Annotated in this window: 19 protein-coding genes; 9 read left to right on the top strand and 10 right to left on the bottom strand. The window is 59.5% G+C overall.

Annotated elements, in window-relative coordinates; all coding sequences use genetic code 11:
* The first annotated feature begins 9 nt into the window (after window positions 1-9).
* Together AC629_RS01880 and AC629_RS01875 are read left to right on the top strand one after the other, a co-directional pair.
* The gene (locus AC629_RS01880) at window positions 10-561 is read left to right on the top strand and encodes a hypothetical protein (protein ID WP_245331669.1); all 552 of its coding nucleotides are present in this window, start codon (window positions 10-12) and stop codon (window positions 559-561) included.
* Window positions 562-1,021: 460 nt separating this feature from the next.
* A complete protein-coding gene (locus tag AC629_RS01875; protein ID WP_245331668.1) occupies window positions 1,022-2,731 on the top strand; it encodes an AAA family ATPase in 1,710 nt (569 codons plus the stop codon).
* Between the two features lie 2,081 nt (window positions 2,732-4,812).
* Here AC629_RS01875 and AC629_RS01860 read toward each other — a convergent pair.
* Entirely contained in the window at window positions 4,813-5,562 is a 750-nt protein-coding gene (locus tag AC629_RS01860; RefSeq protein ID WP_084803078.1) for an SDR family NAD(P)-dependent oxidoreductase, read from the bottom strand.
* Between the two features lie 123 nt (window positions 5,563-5,685).
* Between AC629_RS01860 and AC629_RS01855 the strand changes: the two genes are divergently transcribed.
* The 6 genes from AC629_RS01855 (at window position 5,686) to AC629_RS01835 (ending at window position 10,896) form a co-directional block, all read left to right on the top strand.
* Window positions 5,686-6,576 (top strand): LysR family transcriptional regulator, encoded by an 891-nt coding sequence (locus tag AC629_RS01855; RefSeq protein WP_084803077.1) that lies wholly within the window; start codon window positions 5,686-5,688, stop codon window positions 6,574-6,576.
* Between the two features lie 41 nt (window positions 6,577-6,617).
* On the top strand, window positions 6,618-6,743 hold the full coding sequence (locus AC629_RS49705; protein ID WP_283845214.1) for a hypothetical protein: 126 nt from the start codon (window positions 6,618-6,620) through the stop codon (window positions 6,741-6,743).
* A gap of 137 nt (window positions 6,744-6,880) precedes the next feature.
* Entirely contained in the window at window positions 6,881-8,530 is a 1,650-nt protein-coding gene (locus tag AC629_RS01850; RefSeq protein WP_084803076.1) for an amidohydrolase, read from the top strand.
* Window positions 8,531-9,104: 574 nt separating this feature from the next.
* Entirely contained in the window at window positions 9,105-10,106 is a 1,002-nt protein-coding gene (locus tag AC629_RS01845; protein ID WP_210418985.1) for an ABC-three component system protein, read from the top strand.
* Entirely contained in the window at window positions 10,094-10,612 is a 519-nt protein-coding gene (locus tag AC629_RS01840) for an ABC-three component system middle component 2 (RefSeq protein ID WP_084803075.1), read from the top strand. Before AC629_RS01845 ends, AC629_RS01840 begins: the two co-directional genes overlap by 13 nt.
* A 41-nt stretch (window positions 10,613-10,653) precedes the next feature.
* Entirely contained in the window at window positions 10,654-10,896 is a 243-nt protein-coding gene (locus AC629_RS01835) for a hypothetical protein (protein WP_210418984.1), read from the top strand.
* A 110-nt stretch (window positions 10,897-11,006) separates the two neighbouring features.
* Here AC629_RS01835 and AC629_RS44760 read toward each other — a convergent pair whose 3' ends face one another.
* From AC629_RS44760 to AC629_RS01790, 9 genes are all read right to left on the bottom strand, one after another.
* A complete protein-coding gene (locus AC629_RS44760; protein ID WP_143198844.1) occupies window positions 11,007-11,423 on the bottom strand; it encodes a hypothetical protein in 417 nt (138 codons plus the stop codon).
* A 73-nt stretch (window positions 11,424-11,496) separates the two neighbouring features.
* Window positions 11,497-11,856: a hypothetical protein gene (locus AC629_RS44755; RefSeq protein WP_143198843.1), complete on the bottom strand. Its 360-nt coding sequence runs from the start codon at window positions 11,854-11,856 to the stop codon at window positions 11,497-11,499.
* A gap of 46 nt (window positions 11,857-11,902) precedes the next feature.
* Window positions 11,903-12,580, bottom strand: coding sequence for a hypothetical protein (locus AC629_RS01825; protein WP_084803073.1), 678 nt, complete (start codon window positions 12,578-12,580; stop codon window positions 11,903-11,905).
* Window positions 12,564-14,474 (bottom strand): T6SS phospholipase effector Tle1-like catalytic domain-containing protein, encoded by a 1,911-nt coding sequence (locus AC629_RS01820; protein WP_084803072.1) that lies wholly within the window; start codon window positions 14,472-14,474, stop codon window positions 12,564-12,566. The genes AC629_RS01825 and AC629_RS01820 overlap by 17 nt, the downstream gene beginning before the upstream one ends.
* A gap of 389 nt (window positions 14,475-14,863) precedes the next feature.
* Window positions 14,864-16,750 carry a bifunctional metallophosphatase/5'-nucleotidase gene (locus AC629_RS01810; RefSeq protein ID WP_084803070.1) on the bottom strand — a complete coding sequence of 629 codons (1,887 nt, stop codon included), beginning with the start codon at window positions 16,748-16,750 and terminating at the stop codon, window positions 14,864-14,866.
* 8 nt (window positions 16,751-16,758) lie between these two features.
* Complete coding sequence (locus AC629_RS01805) at window positions 16,759-17,961, bottom strand: metallophosphoesterase family protein (protein WP_084803069.1); 1,203 nt, start codon at window positions 17,959-17,961, stop codon at window positions 16,759-16,761.
* Between the two features lie 79 nt (window positions 17,962-18,040).
* Window positions 18,041-18,715 (bottom strand): DUF2278 family protein, encoded by a 675-nt coding sequence (locus tag AC629_RS01800; RefSeq protein ID WP_084803068.1) that lies wholly within the window; start codon window positions 18,713-18,715, stop codon window positions 18,041-18,043.
* Window positions 18,716-18,765: 50 nt separating this feature from the next.
* Entirely contained in the window at window positions 18,766-20,628 is a 1,863-nt protein-coding gene (locus AC629_RS01795) for a GMC family oxidoreductase (protein WP_084803067.1), read from the bottom strand.
* 47 nt (window positions 20,629-20,675) lie between these two features.
* On the bottom strand, window positions 20,676-21,281 hold the full coding sequence (locus AC629_RS01790) for a hypothetical protein (protein WP_143198842.1): 606 nt from the start codon (window positions 21,279-21,281) through the stop codon (window positions 20,676-20,678).
* Between the two features lie 405 nt (window positions 21,282-21,686).
* Between AC629_RS01790 and AC629_RS47595 the strand changes: the two genes are divergently transcribed.
* A partial coding sequence (locus AC629_RS47595; protein ID WP_210418983.1) for a hypothetical protein occupies window positions 21,687-21,935 on the top strand: 249 nt, incomplete at its 3' end.

Genomic DNA, 21,935 nt, shown 5'->3' with positions numbered 1-21,935 from the left:
GAGGTGGTCATGACCAACACCGGTGGCCGATCGAAATCAAGCGATACACCGTGGCTCACCCCTCCTCTGGCCCTACGCCCTACCTCATGGTCAAGAAGGAGGTCGAAGACTTCTGGTGATCTATTCCTTTCAAGCAAGACTGCAACCCCGATCCCGCTGCGACATCCTGCGTCGCACGACGCTCTCATCCAAGCGTCGCTCGATCCACAGGTGCGCTCGATTGTTTCTATTCCATCGGCGAATGCCATTGTTCTACAGCGCGACGATGGTAGCTTTCTACTCGACGTCGTTCCGGCGAGACGCATCCGCACTTCCGAGGAGCAACAGCTCGCGCAAATTGCGTTGGCGGACCTCGGTCTCAAGCCAATAGCGTTGACCGCCGAAGAGATTCGCCGCGAGCCGCGATGCAGCAACGCGCGGCTGGTCTGGTCCTATAGTGAGAGCCCCGTCTCGGTGGGCCTGCGCCTGCGCATCCTGCTGACGCTGCTTGATGAGGGGCCATGCCGCTCGGCGAGCTTCTCAAAAGCATCCGTAGCGAGGTTGACCCCGCTCCAGCAGTGATGGCGCTCGCCTGCGCCGATCTACTCGTCCTCGATTTTGCATCCGAACCGCTGGGTCCCCGCACCATCGCCAGGAGCCGCTCATGATCCGAGAAATCCTCGCGAAGCTACATGCCCGAACCCCGACGAAAGCAGAGAGCCTCTCCTCTGCTACGGTCGATGACGTCCTCGGGCAACGCTTCGACAAGCGGCACGCCGGGAGCGCGCTGGCTATGAGTACGGTAGGACCTCGGGCGGCTCGGGACCTCGCCAATGATGTCGTCGGCAGTGAGGCGCCGGCGTCATGGGCGCCGGTAGCGAGACGGGAGCGTCCCTCTGCTCAATGTTCGATAATAGCGACCGCTTTCTATGCGGCGACCAGCGGCGCGGTCCGGCGGCAGTTGAAGAGCAAGTCGGCGCTCGCAGTGATCATACTGGTGCCAGGGCCAAGTTGGACTAAACCCTTCCGAGAGCTTTTCGTCGTGAAGTTCGGCGATCGATGGCAGGTGATTGCACCGGAAACCTTGAAGACGCAGCAACAGAAGGCGGACAGAAGCTGTGAGGTTGCAGCGGACCTTGCGCGCGGCCTGCCGGTGATCGGTGTCGCCGTCGATCGCGGCGCACTGCCCTCAGCGCTCACGACTGCTGCCGACCTCACGATATGCATCAACACGCCGAGGGGGGCAACGATCGGGCGAGCGATCCGTATGTTCACCGGACAGCCGGTGCCGTCTGGCATTGACGAAGGGATCGCCGCCGGCCTCGAATTCCACGATCTTGTCGCAGCGTTTCGGGCCAACTCCTCGCCCGCCGAGATCATCGCTCGTCTGCGAAACGCCACCGTGGCCGGGAGCGGTGCCGGGACGACGGAGCGCTTGCCGAAGCTTGAAGACGCAGTCGAATACGGTGCAGCCCGGATATGGGGCATGAATCTGGTGCGGGATATCGCTGATTACCGCTCTGGCCGCCTGGATTGGCAGGGCGTCGACCGAGGTGCGGTGCTGTATTCGGAGCCCGGGCTTGGCAAGTCGCTGTTCGCACGGATCCTGGCGAAGGCATGCGGCGTGCCGCTTGTTGCTTTTTCGATCGCCGATCTCTTCGCGAGCTCGCCGGGTTATCTCGACTCGGTGATCAAGGCGTCGCGCGCGATGTTCGAACGGGCGGCTGCGGTCGCACCTTGCATCCTGTTCCTCGACGAGATCGATGCGCTGCCGAACCGCGCCACGATGTCGCCTCGGGGCGCGGATTGGTGGACCCCCGTTGTGACGGACTTCCTGCTCAGCCTGGATAATGCCGTCATGGGAAAGCGTGCTGGAATCGTAGTGGTTGGCGCCACGAACAACATCAGTGGTGTCGATGCGGCCGTGTTGCGTCCAGGCCGGCTGGAGCGGGCGATCGAGATCACTCGTCCCGACCATGCCGGCGCTATCAACATCTTGCGTTATCACCTGGCCAGGGACCTCGCGGGCGTTGATCTGACCGCCATCGGCCACTTGATGGATGGATCAACCGGCGCGGAGATCATGATGGCGGTGCGCGGAGCACGCCGGATCGCCCGCTACGCTGGGCGGGCCCTGGAGCTGAATGACCTCATTCTTGCCACCGCGACGGTCGAGGAAGTCGCGCCTGCCGTACTCCGCCGCACATGCATTCATGAAGGTGCGCATGCGGTGACTTCGATCGCTCTTTCTTGCGGCGTACTCAAGCGATGCATTGTGGGGAGGATTGGCACGTCGGCTGGAGAGACGCGGATCCAGTGGGAAACGGACGACCTGCCAACACGCGACTCGATCGAACGACGGGCCGTCGTCATGCTCGCAGGGCGCGCTGCGGAAAGCCTCCTGATCGGCAATATGGCGGTCGGAGCGGGTGGAAGCGATGACTCCGACCTCGCACAAGTCACCCAGTTCGTGACGACGCTGCATGCTTCCACGGGCCTCGGCGACACGCTGACTTACATCGCCTCCCATCACGATGCGCTGAAAGCGGTGCGCCGCGATCCCGAGCTTCGGTCTAAGGTCGAACAGCACCTACGGGCCCTGCAGAGCCTTGCCGACGAGGCCGTACTTCGCCACCGCGACGCGATCCTCGCCGTCGCCGACCGACTCGCTGCTCAACGCCAGCTTTCGGGCGAGGAAATCCGTAGGATTTTTGAGGTGAGTGATCTGTGCGGCCTCGGAAGGTTGCCATGATCTAAACGATTCGGCGCCGATCCACGGCGGTGCGAGCAATGAGAACGCTCGCTATCACTCGAACGGAAACGAGGAAAGTTTTCACGTTTCCACCACGATGGCAGCGCCAGAATTCTCACCACAACCGAGGAGTACAACGTTTGGATGCGCGAGGCCAAGCCGTTGCAGCGTTCGCGGCCAGGGATATCGCCGGTCGCGTCGTTCTATCCGCTCGATTGAGACGGCAGGGTTAGGCCGGCAAATCGCGCCTTGATTGAGTGAATGCGTCGAATATGCGTATCTGAAGCATCGGGAAACGCCTCTTCAGCTCGATAGCACCGTGCTCCGCACCTTCCTTGGTACTGAATTCCGTCTTGAGAAGTCCGTCTATCTCGATGGCAAAACCGGTTTTCGGCAGTTCGGTTGTTCGGCCGGGCATTAGCGATCCGTTGTCTCAGACATGCGCTCGGCTACTAGGTACGGTGAGTCTGTTGCAGTCGACAAGACGGTTTGCGGAACCAAGGCCGCATCTGCAAAGGACTGCCGCTTGGCTCCCTCCGCACGCAAGAAACTTTCCAGCTACGTGGCTGACATGTCGTTATTCTTTGAAGCGGCCGTCCTCGGGATGTCGGTGGCGATGGTGCACCACTACGCCAAGGAGGTCCCGAAATTCCGTTCCGTTGTGCGATGAACGTGCTGGAAGCCGGCTGGCAGGCGCGGCACGTGTTCGTCTCGGCAGGAAAGGAGGACCCATAGCAGTTGGCAAACGCCCTGCTCTTTTGCCCGTTATCGCGCATTAGCTCCAAAAAAAATTGTCAACCGCATTCGTTGAAATCATAGAAGAAAATGCCTTGAAGATCATTCTTTTAATCACGGGGTCCTGGGTTCGAGCCCCAGCGCGCTCACCAAATAATCAAGTTATATCAATCGTTTAGCTCTTCGCCCCACGTCTCACAGATCCGATGGTTTGACAATTTTTGCTCCCGAGTTGGCAAACTAGGTTCGCGATCCGTTTTCAGGAGAGGGGCGCTTACCGACCCCAGCAACGCTGGGGCACAGTAAGAGTCCTGCACGGATGGAGTTTGCTGAACGCAGCAAGGTGGGCGCCAATAGTTGATTGTCTGGCTGTGCGCCAGCCGGATTGCCAAAACAGTAGCCCGACACTCGACTCAACGATCCGGCTACGCCTGTTGCCTGCCCTACCTACTTCACGCTGGTGCGGTATGGCGCCTGCATAAAGTGCGTCAGTCGTGGAAGTACATCGCGGTGTCGATCGGCGCGCCGCGCAACTTTGTTGTAATGCACTGCAGCCGCGGGTGCGGCGACGGGCATAACGCGCCCCCTACTAAAACGCCCTCTACTTAAGTAGGTACCCCCGGCGCGCAGCGCCGGGTGCGCCGGCAGGGGAAGGGGTCCCCTACTCTCGTAGAAGGAAAGGCCCCGCTAGCAATGGCGGGGCCTTTGAACTGATCGGACGCAGCGTTCGGCCACGTTTGGTAAGACTTGTAGCTCAATGGTTAGAATCGACCGCTCATAGCGGTCTGATTGCAGGTTCGAGTCCAGCCGGGCCCTACCGCGGCTGTTGGACGACGCCACCACATAAGTTTGGACTTGTGCCACCCAGGCTGGACTCACCGCCAGGTAACTCTGGACTGAAGAGCGAATGCCGCTCTCCTCCACGCGGCTCAATGGTTAGAGCCGGCCGCTCATAACGGTCTGGTTCGAGGTTCGAGTTCTGTCGGACCCACTACTTGAGCCTTCTGTCGGCCTTGATGAGATTAGAACCAATCTGTAAGTGCCTGCCAGAAGCCTTTGATCGCGTCCCAACGGCGCCCCCAAAATCCTCGCTCTCTCCTGTACCGATCGGCGTGCGCCTGTTGCCGTACGCGCTGATCGCTGACGCGGTACGCCGCTATCTGCGCGGGTGTCAAGCCGTCGCGTATTTGCGGGAGATATAAACCACTCCATTGTCGAGGACTTTGGGGATGCGATCAACGAACTCGGGTCGGATACCGTGGTTCAGATACGGGGCGCAGGAGCGTTGATGTCGCTGGCTCGGATCTGAACGTCCTTCAGATCCGAGCTTTGCTTCAGATTCGACTTCAGATCTGAACCTGGCCGCCGTCGACGAAGAGTTCGACGCCGTTGACGTAGCTCGCGTCGTCGGAGGCGAGGAACAGCACCGCCTTGGCGATCTCCTCGGGCTGGCCGACCCGGCCGGCGGGAATCTGGCTGGCCAGATAATCCTTGGTGCCCTTGGCCTGGTCGCCGCCGCCGAACAGCTCGTTCAGTCCGGCGGTCTCGGTTACGCCGGGGCTGATCGCGTTGACGCGGATCCGGCGATCCTTCAGGTCGAGGATCCAGTTGCGCGCGAAGCTGCGCACCGCGGCCTTGGTGGCCGAATAGACGCTGAAGGCCGGCGTGCCCGCGAGGCTCGTGGTCGACGAGGTCAGGACCACCGAGGCGCCGTCGCGCAACAGCGGCAGTGCCTTCTGCACCGTGAACAAGGTGCCCTTCACATTGGTCGCAAACGTCTCGTCGAAATGCGCCTCGTCGATCGCGCCGAGCGGGGCGAAGCTGCCGCCGCCGGCATTGGCGAACACGACGTCGATCTGCGCGTGCTGCTGCTGGACCGCATCATATAGCCGATCGATGTCGGCGAGCTTGGCCATGTCGGCGCGCACGCCGGTCACCTTGCCGCCGATCGACTTGACCGCGGCATCGAGCGCTTCCTGGCGGCGGCCGGTGATGAATACCGAGGCGCCTTCCTGCGCAAACGCCTTGGCGGTCGCGAGCCCGATGCCGCTGGTGCCGCCGGTGACCACCACGACCTTGTTTTCGAACCTGCCCATCGTCTGTCTCCTTCATTCCCGGCGAGACCGCCTCGCCGCATGCAAGGGAGATAAATTCAGAACACTGATGCATATAGACGGCAAATGTGGCACGTACCGTTCTATGTATAGAACAGTGAGTGCATGATGCCCGACCTGAACGACTACGCCTTCTTCGCCGAGGTGGTGAAACATGGAGGCTTCGCCGCGGCTGGCCGGGCTCTGCGCCTGCCCAAATCCAAGCTGAGCCGAAGAATCGCGGGACTCGAGGCGCGGCTCGGGGTCCGCCTCATCGAGCGGTCGTCGCGGCGCTTCCGGGTCACCGAGGTGGGAGGCGCGTTCTATGCTCGCTGCCGGGCGATGCTTGAGGAGGCCGAGCAGGCAGAAGCGCTGATGCTGCAGGCCCGCAGCGAGCCGCACGGGCGGGTCCGGTTCAGTTGCCCGCACGGCATGGTGGAGGTGTTGTCGCCGGGACTTCCGGCCTTCCTGAGCCGCTTCCCGAAGGTCAGGTTGCAGATGATCGCCACCGACCGTCCGGTCGACCTCATTGCCGAACGCATCGATCTGGCGCTGCGGGTCCGCCTCGAGCTGGTAACCGACGCGTCCCTGACCATGCGCACGCTCGGTCATTCCCGGCGCATCCTGGTGACAAGCCCGGCCCTGGCCAACAGCATTGCGGTCGACGATATCGCCGGGCTGGCCCAGTTGCCGACGCTCAGCTCAACCGATGAGTCCGGTGAGATCGCATGGAATCTGATGGGTCCCGACGGCGCCACTCACACCTACCGGCACGAGCCGCGGATGACCTGCGGCGATTTTTCCGCCCTGCGGGACGCTGCGGCGGCCGGACTAGGAGTGACGTTGTTGCCGGACCATATCTGCCGCAACGATCTGGCGAGCGGCAGGCTGGTCCGGATCTTTCCCGACTGGAGTGGTCAGAACGGCATCGTTCACATTGTTTTCACCACTCGGCGCGGACTGCCACCGGCCGTTCGCGCCTTCATCGATCATCTGGCTGCAATGTTTGCGGCCTAGTCCCGACGCCGCCGGCATTCGAATCCGCGGCTATTAAGATCGTGGCCTGGCTCAGTGCCGGAAACGCCAAACCAGCGGCCGATGACTTCGCCATGCTGCGCTTGATGCTGTTTGCGCTATTGCCGCAAATCGTTGGCATCTTGCTGATGATTGGTCGGGCGCGCTAAGGGGAAATAGCTCTGACGCTGCCCGACATGATATTCGTCGGCGCGCTTCAACCCTTGCCCAGAACCTAGCGTGGCGGCGGATCTGTGGCGCCGCTCCTGCCTCTCTCACTCCTGCCTCTCTCATTTCGGGACTGAACATGCGCAAACTTCTGGCGATTTTGGTAATCTCGTGCTGGGCGACTTCGGCTTACGCACAAAAGGCCGACCTCATTGTCACGAACGCAAAAATCGTGACGCTGGATCCCGCATCGACGATCGCGCAGGCTATCGCAGTCCGCGAAGGCAAGATCGTTGCAGTCGGCGGCAACGATGCCATGGAAGGCCTGATTGGGCCCGCGACGCGCCGCGTCGACGCAGGCGGACGCACGATCATTCCGGGGTTGATCGATTCCCACATTCATGCAGTGCGCGCCGGCCTCACCTACGCAACCGAGGTCAACTGGATCGGCGCAAAGACCATCGGCGAGGCAATGGAACGCTTGCGCCAGGCGGCAAAAGCGCGCCCGGCGTCCTGGATCATCGTGGCCGGCGGCTGGAGCGAATTGCAATTTGCGGAGAAGCGGCGGCCAACCCTGGCCGAGGTGATGTCGGCCGTTCCAGACAATCCGGCTTACATCCAGCTCTTCTATTCGGCGGTGCTGATGACGCCGAAAGCGCAGCAAGCCCTCGGAATTTCAGCGGATCAGTTGCCGGCCGGTATCACGACCGAACGCGCTGCATCCGGCGAAACCACGGGCTGGTTCAACGGCTCCATCGTCAGCATCTCCGCGCTGTTCGATCGCCTGCCGAGGCCGAATTTCGAGGAGAATGTCGCCGGGACCCGGCAGTTCTTCACGGAGCTCAATCGTCTCGGAATTACCGGGATCGTGGATCCCGGCGGCTTCAGCATTTATCCCGGCCACTACGCCGCCTTGCAAAGGCTTTGGCGCGAGAAATCGCTTTCGGTGCGGGTCGCCTTCAGCCTCTTCGCCCAGAATGTCGGTGCGGAATTCGAGGAGTACAAGGCTCTCACGCCGTTCCTGCCGATGGCATTCGGCGACGACATGCTGCGATTCAACGGAATCGGCGAGCGGATCACCGGCGCCATGTACAACAACAACGCGCCCGACGCGGCCACCAAGGACAAATTCCTCGAGATCGTTCGCTGGGCGGCAAAACAAGGGCTTACGGTCACCATCCACTGGCAGGAAGACAAATCCGTCCATCAACTCCTTGACCTCTATGAAGAGGTCAACAGGGAGACGCCGATCGCGCCGCTGCGCTGGTCCATCGCCCATCTCGACAACGCCACACCCGAAACGCTGGGCCGGATGAAGGGCCTTGGTATCGGCTGGACCATGCAAGACGCCATGTATCTCGGAGGCGACCGTATCGTGGCGCAGGCCGGCGAAACCGCGCGCAGCATGCCGCCCATCGTCACGGCGCTGCGCAAGGGCGTCCATGTCGGGGCCGGTACGGATGCGCATCGGGTCGCATCCTACAATCCGTTCGTTGCGCTGCAGTGGATGCTCGACGGCAAGACCGTCGGCGGACTATCGACGCGCGGCCCGGACGAAACACCCAGCCGCGAAGATGCCTTGCGGCTGTATACCGTGGGAAGCGCCTGGTTCTGCTTCGACGAGACGCGGCGCGGCACGCTCGAAAACGGCAAGCTCGCCGACTTCGCGATTCTCGACCGGGATTTCATGTCCGTCCCCGTCGAGCAAATCGGCGCCACGGCGTCCCTGCTGACGGTCGTGGGCGGAAAGGTCGTCTACGCAGCTGATGCTTTCTCGAACGCGAGATAGGAGCTGGAGGGCGCCGGCCGCTCATAACGGCCTGGTTGCAGGTTCGAGTCCTGCCGGGGCCACATTCAGCAGGATCGGTATCGGTTCGCAGCGGAGCGGACTCGGATTCGCAAGACTCTGACTCCCTGCCGGCCGCGGATTGCTATGAATTAATGAATCCGCGTGGATTCCAATGCGGACAGCGCGGCAAATCTTTCATTCACATAACGGTGGAGCGATCGTGCGCTTCGGCGTCAATTTGCACTGCCTTTGCCCGCACAAGCGGCCGGAAGGCATTGCGCGTTGCACCCGTGGCCACAGAGGTTTCCGCGGTACAAGGTCTGAGCAACCGAAATCAGATAAAGAGACACGCGCGCTCTAAAGATTTTAGCCCTGGCCCACAGAAAGAGATTTAGGGCGTGTGCTCGCCAACGCGCGGATGTCGGGTTGGGGGTAAGCAGAAACGCTCCGTTCGATCAGAACAGAGCCGGAAGGATACACGCGTCAATTGCGAATATCGATCGAATCGCGCATTTGTAAATGAAGGCATTGTGTCGTAATTACCAATTGAAATCCTTATGTTTGGAGCTCTGCATTGCGCCCCAATTACGCCGTCCTGGTTCGGTCCTTGCCTGCGGATGGCCTCGAGGATTTCGTTAACGATTGGCTCGCCAAGCGGGTTAAAGACTACCATAGTCATGAGCTTTGGCGCGGCACTGGCGACATGGGTCGCGACGTCACTGGCTATGTCACCGAGCGGCGGATGGAGGGTCCTTGGGATAACTTCCAGTGCAAGCAGCTAAGTAAAACGCTGTCAGAACCAGCGGCGTTCGTGGAGCTCGGCAAGATTTTCATGCACGCGGCCGCGGGGGAGTTCTCGCTTCCACGCGCCTACACATTCGTTGCTCCCCGCGGCGTGGGACGGGCCGTACAGGCCTTCATTGCCCATCCCGAGCGATTCCGTCAGGCATTTCTCGATCGATGGGACACCGATATCGCCAAGCGTCTCGTGGATAGACAGGAAATCCTCCTCACGCCCGAGATAAGAGCGATGATCGTGGCATTCAACTTCAACGAAATTCACTGGTTGGACTCCGCGCGCCTCGTCAACGATCCTGCGTGCAAGCCAGCATTGGTAAAATGGTTTGGCGACGATCCCGGCCCGTCACCGCGAGGCATGGTGCCCGACCAGATTCAGTCCGAGGAGTCACCGTATGTCGGGCAGCTGCTACGGCTGTACGAGGAGAAGGGGCCCGGCAGATATCCGGATGCGGCGGCAGCGTTAGCCAGTGCTGAGCACGGGACACATCTGCGCGACCAGCGCACCCGCTTCTTCGACGCTGTGGCCTTCGACCGGTTCTACCGCGACTCCACGCCCGACGACTATCTGATGAACTTCAAGGACGAGATTTATCACGGGGTGGTTGAAACCCACGGTGAGCCCCAGGTTAGTGGTCTAGCAAGGCTCACTCAGGTAATGAAGCTGGCTGCGATCCTGCAACCATCGGGCATCCTAGGAAAGCACGCGGGTCCGCCGGTTAAACAGGGGACCTGTCATCAGTTCGCTAATGAGGGACGTCTGCCATGGCATCGCTAGAGCGAAGCTCTCCAAGCGGGCACCCCTTCAACAGCACCCTTGAGACCGGTATCCGGGCGTTGGTGGTGCTCGAAGCCTTCTATCCTCGACACTGCGATTTGATGGAAATGACTTGGTTTGATCACCTAGTCGTCCACACTGGAGACCTCGACGGTCAGGACGTGCCTGAAAGTCTGCACCCAGATCTTCCCAATCGCATGGGCGAGTTGCTCGTTCGTCGCAAGCTTGTTGAGCGAAGCCTACGGATTATGCAGCAGATTCACCTCGTCGACGTGTTCGACACCGAAACCGGTATTCAGTTCTGCGCGAGTCAAGAAGCGCCGAGCTACCTTGACCTCCTTCAGAAGCCCTACTCCATAGAGCTCAAAGCGCGGGCGAAGTGGATTGCTAATCGATTTGCCCGTTTGTCGAAGGCGCAGATTCGGGAGCTTGTCGAAGAAAAGATAGGTCGCTGGACGGCTGAGTTCAGGTCGGAGGAGACTTCGACAGGGTTGTCGACATCATGACTGGCGTCCGTCTACGTCACCTCACCTTCACTGGGCCCTCCGTGAATCCTGCCGAGCTAAAGTTCGGAAACGGGCTCAACATTATCTTTGGCGCCTCGAACACCGGGAAATCTTTCGCTTCAAAGGCAATTCTTTTCATGCTGGGCGCGATTAAGTCTCTCCCCGAAACGGAAGAGATCACCGCCTATGAATCTGCGTGGCTGGGCTTGACCCTGCCGGGTGGACGTAACGTAACGCTGTATCGCCCCACGCGTGGTGGACACTTCAAGCTTACGGCGCCCTAAGGATTCACCGATCACGCTGAGCGAGCGCCAGATCGCTGCCTCGCGGGGCGTGCGGGGGCTAGTCGCGACGAAATGTTTTTGACTAGCGCCGACGCACGCAATCGCGATCGTCATTGCTCCTTAGACAGAGCCTCCTCGAGGCTGATCGGCAGCAGCTTGTTGGCCATTTCCGGGCTCATTGCGTGTACCTTGACGATGTCGGCGAGAGATCGCGCTTCATCCCCAACGGCCTGCTTGCCTTCCTTCGTGACGGCCTCCAATTCTGCCTTGATGGCCTGCACGACGCGCCGTCGGTCTCCGACGGCAAGGTCGTCGGACTGCCAGGCGGCGGTGATCGTCATGACGCGAAAGGCCTCGGCTTCCTTGTCTTCCCCTTTGAGAAGCGCTTCGGAGATGTCCCTCAAGCGCCAGTCGTCCCGTTCGCTGTGACCTTCGATGCGCAACAGTATGTAGTCGTAGCCCGTGAGCGGCTGCGTCGCTGCTCCCGCGCGCGGGGCGTAGAGGAGTTGATCGTCCTTGACCGACAAGCGCTCCTTGGCGATGTCCGTCGTGGGAGCAAGCACGACCGCCAGATAGCCGGGAACCAACGGATTCGCACCGTCACCTCCAGCCCAAGTGAATGTCTGATGAAGCCCCAAATGTACGCCGCCACTGGCATCGTCGAGGAATTTTTGAATCCCGGTCTGGACCTTTTGCGCGATCGGGATGGCTCGCCCAAGCGGCGCCGCGATCAGCGAAGAGAAATCGCTCAGCGTGCCGACAGCGGCGCTGAGGAGATTGTTGCCAGGCACGGCTAACCAGCGCGGCGGCGATCTCGACCAGGCCGCCGTTGAACGGCGTCAAATCCATGAGTCTGTAGTTGAGCTTCACACCCTTTGACACGGCGCTTTTTGGCGCCTCCGTGATGGCATTGAGCGAGATTTCCTGATTGGCATATTTCAATTTCACAGTGCCGGTCACTGATGGATACCATTGTGTGAACCACTGGTCTGATGCAGAGTCATTCTCAATCCGCAGGATAGCTGATGCTAATCTTCGCTCTTCCGGAGTTGCCAATCCATCGAGAAACGCCGAAGACCGGCTTGTTCAAATAGACGAATAACTCCCCATCCCGCTTCGGCTTGAGCTTCTCACCCAAAGCCTCCTGGTCGGGAATCTTTTCGGTCGTGCCCGGGAAGAAGTCGTCCGTTTGCGGCGGCGGAGGACGGTCCAGGAAATCCTCCTCCAAGCCTTTGTTGCCAATCCGCAGGATGACGGCACCCCAAGGACGGTCAAAGGTCCGGCGCAGCGGGAACATCGCCGCCATTAAAGATTCCTTGTACCAGGGCAGCCGTGAAATCGGTTGCGCTCCCATGAAGGAATTTTCGCCAAAGAAGGTCCACTGCTCGCCATCGCGCACGACTGAGACGCGGTAATCTGTTCCCGTACTTAGATAGGTACCGGTCGATAGGCAGTCACCAGAGCCGTTGTCGCTGGTGTCGAGCACAAGCTCCTTGGCCCAGTTGCCTCCGCGGCGCTCGAAGCCGTGCCGGCTGTCTGATTTGAGCGCTTCGTTTTCGGTACAGGCAAAGCCGAAGCTGTCGACAACGTTGAAGGCGTAGTGCGCGCTCAACTCGATGGCGAGGAGAAGCAACCCGAACGCTGAAAGGAACGGCAGGATGTCATACTTAAAGGCCCGCAGCACGGCCTGATAATGAGGAGATTGCCTGAGAGTCCTGATCCATCGCCCCGGCAGATAATACGCAATCACATAGAGCCCGACGATCACGTTGACCGGGGGGGGCAGTGTAGGCTCTGAGAGCCTCGCCGACGCTCGTGATGTCTTCACCGAGCTCGCCTGAAATTGACGGCAGTGCGACGTAACGAGACAAGACTGGAAAGACAGCCAGGAACACCAGAAGCGCGAACACGATAGAAGAGCCAATGGTCACGCCAGTGGTTGCTGGCACCGGCGCCGGTGGCGCCTGAGTCTGGGGCAAATACTTCACCCAGATGTACCGCATCTTGTCCTTGATCAGGGCTCCGAGATTTGAGCTGGTCGCGGTCAGGAGAACCACAAGCGCGCTTGCCACCAGGAACCAGCCTGGCTCCCTTGCATAGGCATCGATCCATCGGCCTGCGGTGCTCGGCAGAGCGGACCCGATCAGCCGGATAGAATCAGAAACGATCCGAAGCCGGGTGCGCAGCTCCTCGAACGCGTATGTGTCGCGGAACAGCGGATACAGCAGCAGATAGCCGGTTGCGAAAACGGTGAGAAAGTAGATGACGCGCTTGCGCCAGACCAGATCCCAGACGTCCTCTTGCGCAAGATGACGCACAGGTGCATTCGGGCCCTCCGTCGCCGGTTGCGCGTTGGGCTGGATCATCGCTGGAGGCGTCGTAACGCTCGGGGGCAAAGGATTGTAGATCACCGAGGTGTTGCCACCCGTGACGACCTCGTAGTCAGCGGGCAGGCCAATCGGCGCGTAGAGGTGAGCACCCACCTTTATCCGCCCGAACACACTTTCATGAACTTTGGGAATTAGTTTGCCCGGTGTCAGGCCGGCTTTAGAGGCCGCGGTTGCCATGGGGGCATAAAAATCCGATATCTTGCGCGGGCTGTACCTGTAATAGCCGCCGACGCCGCTACGCGAATCGTAAAGCCGTCCGTCCTTGTCCTTGGCCGAATTGGCGGAGAGCAGTGCATCGGGCTCAGCATTTTTGATTTCCTTGAGCACCAAGCCCGACTGCTGCGCTTCGGCCATCATCCATGAAAGGGATACATTTGCGAGGGCATCGTCCGGATAGCCACCGCCGACGTTGGCATGCATCCCGGTAAACCACACCTGCAGGAGCTGCTCCCCGCTTGCCGGACGAGCTTGTCCGGCGGGCTGCGTGTTGGTTTCGTTCTCGTCCCACAACACGGGGTGGAAAGTGGCCCGCTCGTCATCGATCGCCAGGGCGTGCCGCGCCTTGACGATCGCCGGGTTGAAATGGGTGTTCGGAAGCTCGAGCGGCCAAATCCACTGGTCGACGCCCCTTGTCATCTCATCGACCGGCAAGCCATACGCGGCAACGGTATCCCACACACCCAGAAACTCGATGCTGGGTACGGGACGCTGATGAGGCTTGTAGAATCTTCGATCCATCAAGGCCAGGACGAGCCGGAACAGATACTGCAGATTCCAACGTGAGTATTTTTCGTGTCGATAGGCGCGGAAAGCAGCACGAACCTTTCTGTCCAGATCGGCCTCATTGCCGAAGCTCACGAGCCCCTGGTTCAGAATCAGCCCCGCGACGATCCGGATCGTGAAGGCACCTCGGCTGAAGCCAAAGCCGTAGATCCTGTCCCCGGTCTGGTAGTTGCGGCAGACAAATTTGTAGAGAGCGAGAACATTGCGCTTGAGGCCGAAGCCGAATGCACCACCGAGAATGGCGAGCAGCTTGAACGAGGAGGTCCCCACGCCATCATCATAAATCGCGATCTGGCTTGAGTCGGAGAGATCGATTGATTGGAATAGGCGCCAGACATTGGTGCGCCAAACCTTCGCTGCAGAATTACCGGTACCGTCCGAGAGCAGGATGATTTTCTTGGCCATACTCTCCTCCAATCCTACTTTTTCTCCTTGGCTACGGCCGCGCTGCTCATCCCCTCGCCTGCTTAAATCGGGCTCAGGCGTAACCAAGGAGCTCGCTGGCAGTCACTCGGAGCCGGCCAGGTTCGAGACGGCCTTCATCCGCGCGCACCGCTTCAGGAGCTGGGATCGACTCATTGATACCGACGCCGCCGATTCTGCCCCAATCAAACAGGAACAGATCATGATAGTAACGGGCGATGTCCTGATCGAAGAAACAGGCTTGCGTCGCGATTGAGCGTTGTCCCGGTCACTGCAAGAGCCTTGGCTCACACTGCTTGCGATCCTGTGGGAGGAAGCTTTTCGAAATCGCTGCGACATGACAGCCATCGGAAGGCTACCCACCATTCATACTAATTGGGAGGAGGCTTATGCACTGCCCAGCGTCCGTCCATGTCGTCGGGCTTGAACGTTTTTGGCGCGTTGATCAGCAGATCCTTCATCTTCTCCCGGACAATGCCGATATCCTTGATCTGGGGAACGCCCTTGAACATGTCATAACCCGAGCCACCCGCTGCAAGGAAATCCAGCGTGGCGACCGTCAGCATCGGATCTTCGCCCGGGGCGGATGCCGGGCAAGCCCCCGTAGCATCGAGCAGCACTTTTCCGCCGAGTGTCTCAACATGAGTCAATTTGGCCTTCGGATCGATGTGATCGCGGTTTGCCGGCGCGTCGCAATCCTTCTCAATCTCCACCTTCAAGCCGCTTTGCATCAGTGCGCCATAGGTTCCGCATGTTTGCGCCGATTGGCTCAGGGCCTTCAACAGTAGGGAGGCCCGCATCGGGCCGATCACGACGCCGTGGTTGTTGAAGGGGATGACGCGGAACAGCGCCTCGTAGGTTACGTCACCTTGATCGAGCGGCGCGCGAATGCCGCCGGTGTTCATTAACGCGACATCAGCCGCCGAGATCCGGCGCAGAAGGTCGGTGAGCTCGTCGGCAACTGCGCTCTCATCGACACGATTGACAACAACCTTGGCCGTCGCGTGGCCCAGCACCTGTCCCGCGAGCGGAGCGATCGCCTGCCTCTCCTTGGCGATGAGCTGGGCAATGCTATCGTCATTCTGGAAGGGCGCGCCCTCGTACATCACGACGTGAGTCACCGCATCGACAGTACAGTAATCCATGGCTGTCTCTGCGCATTTGTTGAGAAATGTCTTGACTCCCGCATACGACTTGGTCTTCGCCCGATCGATCCGTCCGAGCTTGGGATCGTAGACTAAATCGATGCGCCCATAGGCGTCGCCCCCAAAACCCGATTGAATGACCGGCACCTCGCCGACGGTCCTGTTGTAGGTGAAGTGTGTATGCCCCGATATCACCGCATCGACGACCGCTCCGCGCTTTGGCTGTGAAGAGGATATAAGCAACTCGACGAGCGCCGAGAGGTCGTTTGTGTCCTTGGTGTTGCCGTCGTGGATCAGCAGGACGAACACGTCGGCCTGGCCATCGAGCTGACTACGAACCCGGAGATAAGCATCAGCTTCGCGATCGAAGCAAAGGTCGCTCACGTCGGCGGCCGTGGTCGTCGTCGGCGTGAACACATTGTCGATCCCGATGATGGCGACGCGTACCCCCGCGACCTCCTTGATCAGGTACGGCTTGAGAAAATCGGGGCTTGCCGCCCGGTTCCAATCGATCACTGGCAGGTGGTTACCTTGAACCTTCGGAACGCAACCTTGCTGATCGACCTGCACTTGATTACCCGCCGCGTCCTGCAGCGATGAGCGCAGAAAAGTGTTGGCCGAGATCAGCGGAAACTTTGCATGGGTCAGCGCTGCCTTGAGCGCACCACGCGGATCCTGACCGGGCGTGGTGGGCTCGTCCGCAAGCCAGCCCACCGGGCCGAAATCATAGTCATGATTGCCGGTGATAGCCACGTCGTAGCCGACCGCGCTCATCGCCTGAAACACAAGCTGGCCTTCGTTGTGGTTGCTGATGAGCGTACCCTGAAACTGGTCGCCGGCATCGAGAACCAAGACGCCAACCTGCTCTCCAAGCCTGGTCTTCAGGCCCGCCCTAATGGCCTTGACGGTGCCTGAGAACGCCGCCAGGCCACCTTCTATCGTGCCATCTTCGGCAACGCTGGGTTCGATGCCGCCGTGGATATCGTTGGTAGCCAGGATCGTGATTTGGGTTGGCTGCGCGGCGCAACCGGAGACCGCGATCGCTGCGACAACGACGATTACCGCAAGGGTCCTCGAGAGGTTACTCATTGTGCCCGCACCGAAGATAGTCATTTCGAACGCTACTGCACGCGATGATTCGCAATGTCGACCGTCACGGTGTCGAACAGTTTCTTCGCGCCACCGGTGGTTTCGAACATCTGGATGATCAGCTGGTTCGCATTCACAGTCATCATCAGATAACCGTATCCCTGCAGCGATTGTTCGAAAACTGTATCGCCGATCTGTTGCTTATGAGCAGCAACAACGGTCGATTCGGCATGACCTCCACAACCTGCGACGATATAGGGAATTTCGACGGCTCCGGTCCCGAAATTAACGGTCCGGGTATAACGCTGATAATTGTGAGAGTGACCGGCCAGCATCGCATGCGGCGCAAGCTTGTTGGCTTTGCAGACGCCATCGATTTGGCTGAGCATCTGCTGGCTGGGACTATGCCCCCCGGAGCTAAAGGGCGGATGATGGGTGGCAATAACGAGTGCTCTTTTGTCTCCAGTCTGTTTCAGGTTCGCCAGAGTCCGGTCGAGCCATTGCAGTTGCTTCTTGTCGTTGTTGGCGCCCAGAACGCTTCCTGGACCTTCGGCGATATTCGAATAGAGGCCAATGATGTTCACGAAAGGAGACGTGAGCAGCCAGTAAACGCCCGGCTGAGTCATTGTCTCGCGGAAAATACGGACATCGTTCGCGATCTTCGGAAGGCTTGCGGTTGGAGCGCAGAAGTTGTCGAGAAAGGCCTTTAGCGGCTTGGTATCTGTTTGCGCAAAGATTTCGCCGTCGTGGTTTCCGGGGATCGCTACGATCTTGCCGGGATACTTCATGTACGGACGATAAAATTCGTCACGATAGAGAAGGTCCTTGTTGTGCCCGTAAATCACGTCGCCTAGATGTAGGAACAACGCCGGACTATGCCCCGCAGCGGCGGGGTCGTAGTCGGAAGTCATGGCATTCGCTATCTGCTCTTGCGAGGTCGTATCGCCTGCGGCCCGTCCAGTGTCGCCAACGGCATGAAACCGGATTGCTCCGGTAGCTTTGATTTCATCAACGCCGGGTTGTCCAATGATCTCGCTGAGGTCCATGACCGGATTGCGTGACGGCGGTGGTATCGGCCCGAGCCTCGCGGTGGCAAATTGCGACATGCTCCGCGCGCCGGTCTTGGGATCTAGCTGTCGCTGGTCCGGCGGAGTGGTCGTGAAGAATGGTTGAGCAAACCGCAAGACCGGGGGCTTACGTTTTTGCACTGCGAGACGCTTTGCCTTCTTGGCCATGGAATCCCCCTGAGTAATTTCTCTCGAAATGCGGTTGATGACGCCTCCGCCGAAAATGCCCCCTGTTGCACTCCTCGGCCTAACCGATTGGCGCGCCAGTATTGTCGTCCGTGTTCAACGACTGTGTCTGGAAGCGCACGAAGAGAGCGACAATTTCCTGCGCATTGTTGAAGCTGAGGAGCAAGGCACCATCGCCGTGCACGCGGTTATCGCTGGCGAACTGTCCGCTGTTACCCTGCATCATATGAATGTCGTGAATTCCCCGCTCCGGCCGGAACCCAAAGTATTGGTCCGGTCCGGCGTCCTGGAAAAATTCGCCAAAGGAAACCACCATGGCGGTGGGGTCTGCCTTCGCCCGTTCAATGTTGGCGTCGAGCAGGTTCTTCAGCGTTACGCCGCTGCCCGCGGCCGGGATCGGTTGCATCTGGTCGATTGGAAAGAGATTGTCGCGCAAATAGTCGAGCCCCCCTTGGCCTGCTGGGCCGGTCCGCAGCGCCCGAAAGCCAGGGTCGCCCGTCAGCAGCGATGTCAGATCCAAGGTACCCGATCGGTCGAACCGGGCATCGAAATAGGCCAGCACCTCGCTGTCATCGACCGATTGGACATTGACGGCAATCCGATAGTCAGCGTCGCCTTTAACCCAGATCTCGTAGTGGGGCGAAGCCCCTTCCGGGCTTTCAAAGCCGTCCACGATCGATCCGACCAGCACGCCATACTGGCGAACTGCATTTGGGGGCTTTCTGCGATGGACCATGTGGAGACTCCGTCTTGAAACAAACTCGTCAACATCCGGCGCCTTAATCGCTAGCTGCCGGCTCTCAGCTGCTTCTCAATCGAATCGGCGGCCCGAAGCGCGAGCGCGGCGACCGTCGATGTGGGATTGGCGTTCGCTCCGGTCGGGAAGACGCTACTCCCAACAACGAAAAGGTTCGGGTGGTCAAATGCCCGGCATTCGGGATCCACGACGGCTTTCGTTCGATCGGTGCCCATCCGGGTCGTTCCCATGATGTGACCCGAGCCAAGGAACAGCCGGAAGGTCGCTTGATCGTCCATCATGAAGCGGTTGGTGACACCGAAATGATCGAACACCTTGCCGTGGAACTGGATGATTTTATGGAAGCACCGCTCGACATAGCCGCCGTCATTGTCGAAGACCTTGTAGGCGATCTGGGGCCGCTGAAGTCCGAGGTCGTCCTTCTTGTCGATGGGCGCAAGACTCACCCTGTTTTCGAGAATGGGCAGCTGCTCGCATGCGCTGTTCAGCGTGATCTGATGCGTGCCATGCTGTGCCAGCTTTTCTTTCAGCTTAGCCCCGGCGTAGCCGAAATCCTTCACAAAGTTGACGATGCTTCCCGGAAGCCAGTCGCCCTGCGCAGCCGATGGAAACCTGCCGCTTCCGCGCGGCCAGCTTGCGATGGTTGACGCCCAGCCATCGTTCTTGATCGAGCATTTGAACGACGCATAGACCTCACGGAAGGCGCCGTCGCGGAAGCCCTCTATATGCGAGGTGGTCTGCGGTCCGCGATATGGAAAGACGGGCGCTTTCGCGAGCGCAAACGACTGCTTCATGGGGTGATCCATGAGGTAGCCGCCCAACACCGGGCCACAGGAGCGCGCCGCGTTGGAGCGCAACAAGATCATCGGATTTTCGATGCCGTTTGCTGCCAGCACGACAATGCGGGCCGTTGCGTACCCGTCTGAAACAACTACCCTCTTGCCGTTCTCTTCGGGCTTAGTGGAGTCCTCCTCCCACACCCAATTCGAATAGTTCACGCCAACGACACGCTTGCCTTCACCGTCGAATTCGAGATTTCGGACCACCGCCTGCTTGCGCAATGTCGCTCCCGCCCGGAGCGCCTTTTCGACATGAAAGACGGCCTCGTAACGAGCCTTGATGGGGCAAAGGGGTACGCAGGAGGTGCGGCCGTCGCAGGCTGGTCGGCCGTCATACTCTCGCGAATTGATCGCGTGGGGTACCGCCGAAACCCGCAGAGAGATCATCTCGCGCTTCATCGGTGTGGGCGCGCCGTCAAGACGGGCGTCCATGTACTCATCGTCGATCGCTTCCTTGAACCTCTGATCGACGTAGCTTTGCGCAAGCGGCTGCATCGGATACGGCTTGCTCATCGGATTATGGAATCGGGGCCTCCTGAAGTCATCCCTACTACCGGATACGCCCATCTCTTCCTCGGCACGAACATAGTAGGGCTCGATATCGGAATAGCTAATCGGCCAGTCCACGGCTTGCTTCACATGGTAGGTGCTGCTGAGCTTGAAATCAGTTGGCAGCATACGAACATACAGCGCCTGCCAGTGCCAGGTCGTTCCGCCGACAATCCGCTCATAGAAGCTCTTGAACATGTCGCCGGAATATTGCGGCGGGTAATACAGATAGTTCGACGTATCCGGCGCATTCGTGTTTTTAGGATCCGGCTGAGTGGCCAGGACGTTGTCGCCACAATAGGGTGTGTCGGTCGCCTTGGAAGTCGACGCGGCGTAGGCCGACAACATTTCATAGCGTCCGATTGATTCTCGCGCGACGCCGCCTGCCTCCAGGATCAGGACGCGAAGCTGCTTTCGTGCGAGTTGGTTCGCGATGAGCGCGCCGCTGACGCCGGAGCCAACAATAATGACGTCGAACTCGGGCTGGGAAATCTTTGTCGCCATGCACTCCCCCTACTGTCGGAAATCTGCAGGCCTTCAATGCAACCGTCCTAAGCCAGATTGGCCTCCCTGGCCCAGTAGTCTCGATGGAAGGGTTTCATAGGCATCATCGGCGCATGCGCACCGATCACCTTCCAGAGTATTCCTTGCTCGTATTGATCGGTCGTCCCGTAAACCCAGGCGGGACCAACGCTGGTATTCAGAAAGAATGCAGACAGGTACCAAAGGTAGATCAGCTGCTCCGCCGCGGCCCGTATGTCCTTGTCATTCATGATTGCGTCGGTTGTCTGATCTCGCGCAGTGAGCAGTTTGCCAAGATCGATCCCGGGGACATTCAGTTTAGCGAACCGCACGAGATACTCGCGGCCGAGGCGAATATCCTGCAATGACGCGAGCGGCATGCCGGTCAGCGTTCGCGACACCTTCATAAAATCGGCAAGCTGGGCGTCGTTGAGATCGTCGCTCAGGACCCGTTCGGGAGCTGAAACGTGACACTGAGCCTCGCCCTCTTCCCAGATGTTCGCCCGGACAGCCGGCGCCAGGAAGGCGTTTCCGGCCACGGCAAGGCCCGTTATTGCTACGCCCTGCAGCAGATTCCTTCGATCAATCGCGATGACAGAATGGTTTGAAGGTACGTCTGAAGCAGATCGGCTCATTGCATGCCTCCGCTAAAACAGACTAGGAAAAGAGAAAACTAATTCACGTACGCAGGTTACTCGCAACGAGATATTCAACGCAAGAATGAGCTTCACTCATTCGAATATTCTGAAAACGCAACCGTCGCGCGAGGCGTCGATTGCGCTATGGAGACCACAACACGATTCGTTTTCTTCCAGTAGTGATGTGCGCCACAAATTGAAGAATATTTTTGGTGTGCGACGCATCGCATGCCGCGGTCGTCCCCTCGCGTACTTACGGCGCGACAGCTCTAGATAGGGAATGGGGCATCAAGGCTGACAGATTGCGACAACGAAATGCAACCGCTTGTTGAATTGATGTCCTGCGCTTCCATATTGGTTTGCTGTCGCGAACGATCTGCTGCCGAAGGAGGTTTCGCGTGGATGGCCAAGCCGAAAACAGAGGTTAAGTGCGATGCATGCAGCGGCACCGGCTCGGAAGCCGTGACCCAACCCGACACGCCGGGACGACGCATCTATCCGCCCAGATGCAAGAAATGCCACGGCAAGGGAGTGATCCCTGTTGAGGTCAGGCTAGCACTACTTTGGCAGAACTTGTTTGTGCAGCGACTTTTCAAGGATTTGTCTTCTGCAGTACGGGCACCGCTGAGCCCGCGGCCGCAGGATGAGATC

The sequence above is a fragment of the Bradyrhizobium sp. NAS80.1 genome, assembly GCF_001908205.1.
Taxonomy (GTDB): Bacteria; Pseudomonadota; Alphaproteobacteria; order Rhizobiales; family Xanthobacteraceae; genus Bradyrhizobium.
Note: the sequence above shows the minus strand (reverse complement) of the source record. Positions and strands in the feature narration are given on the sequence as shown.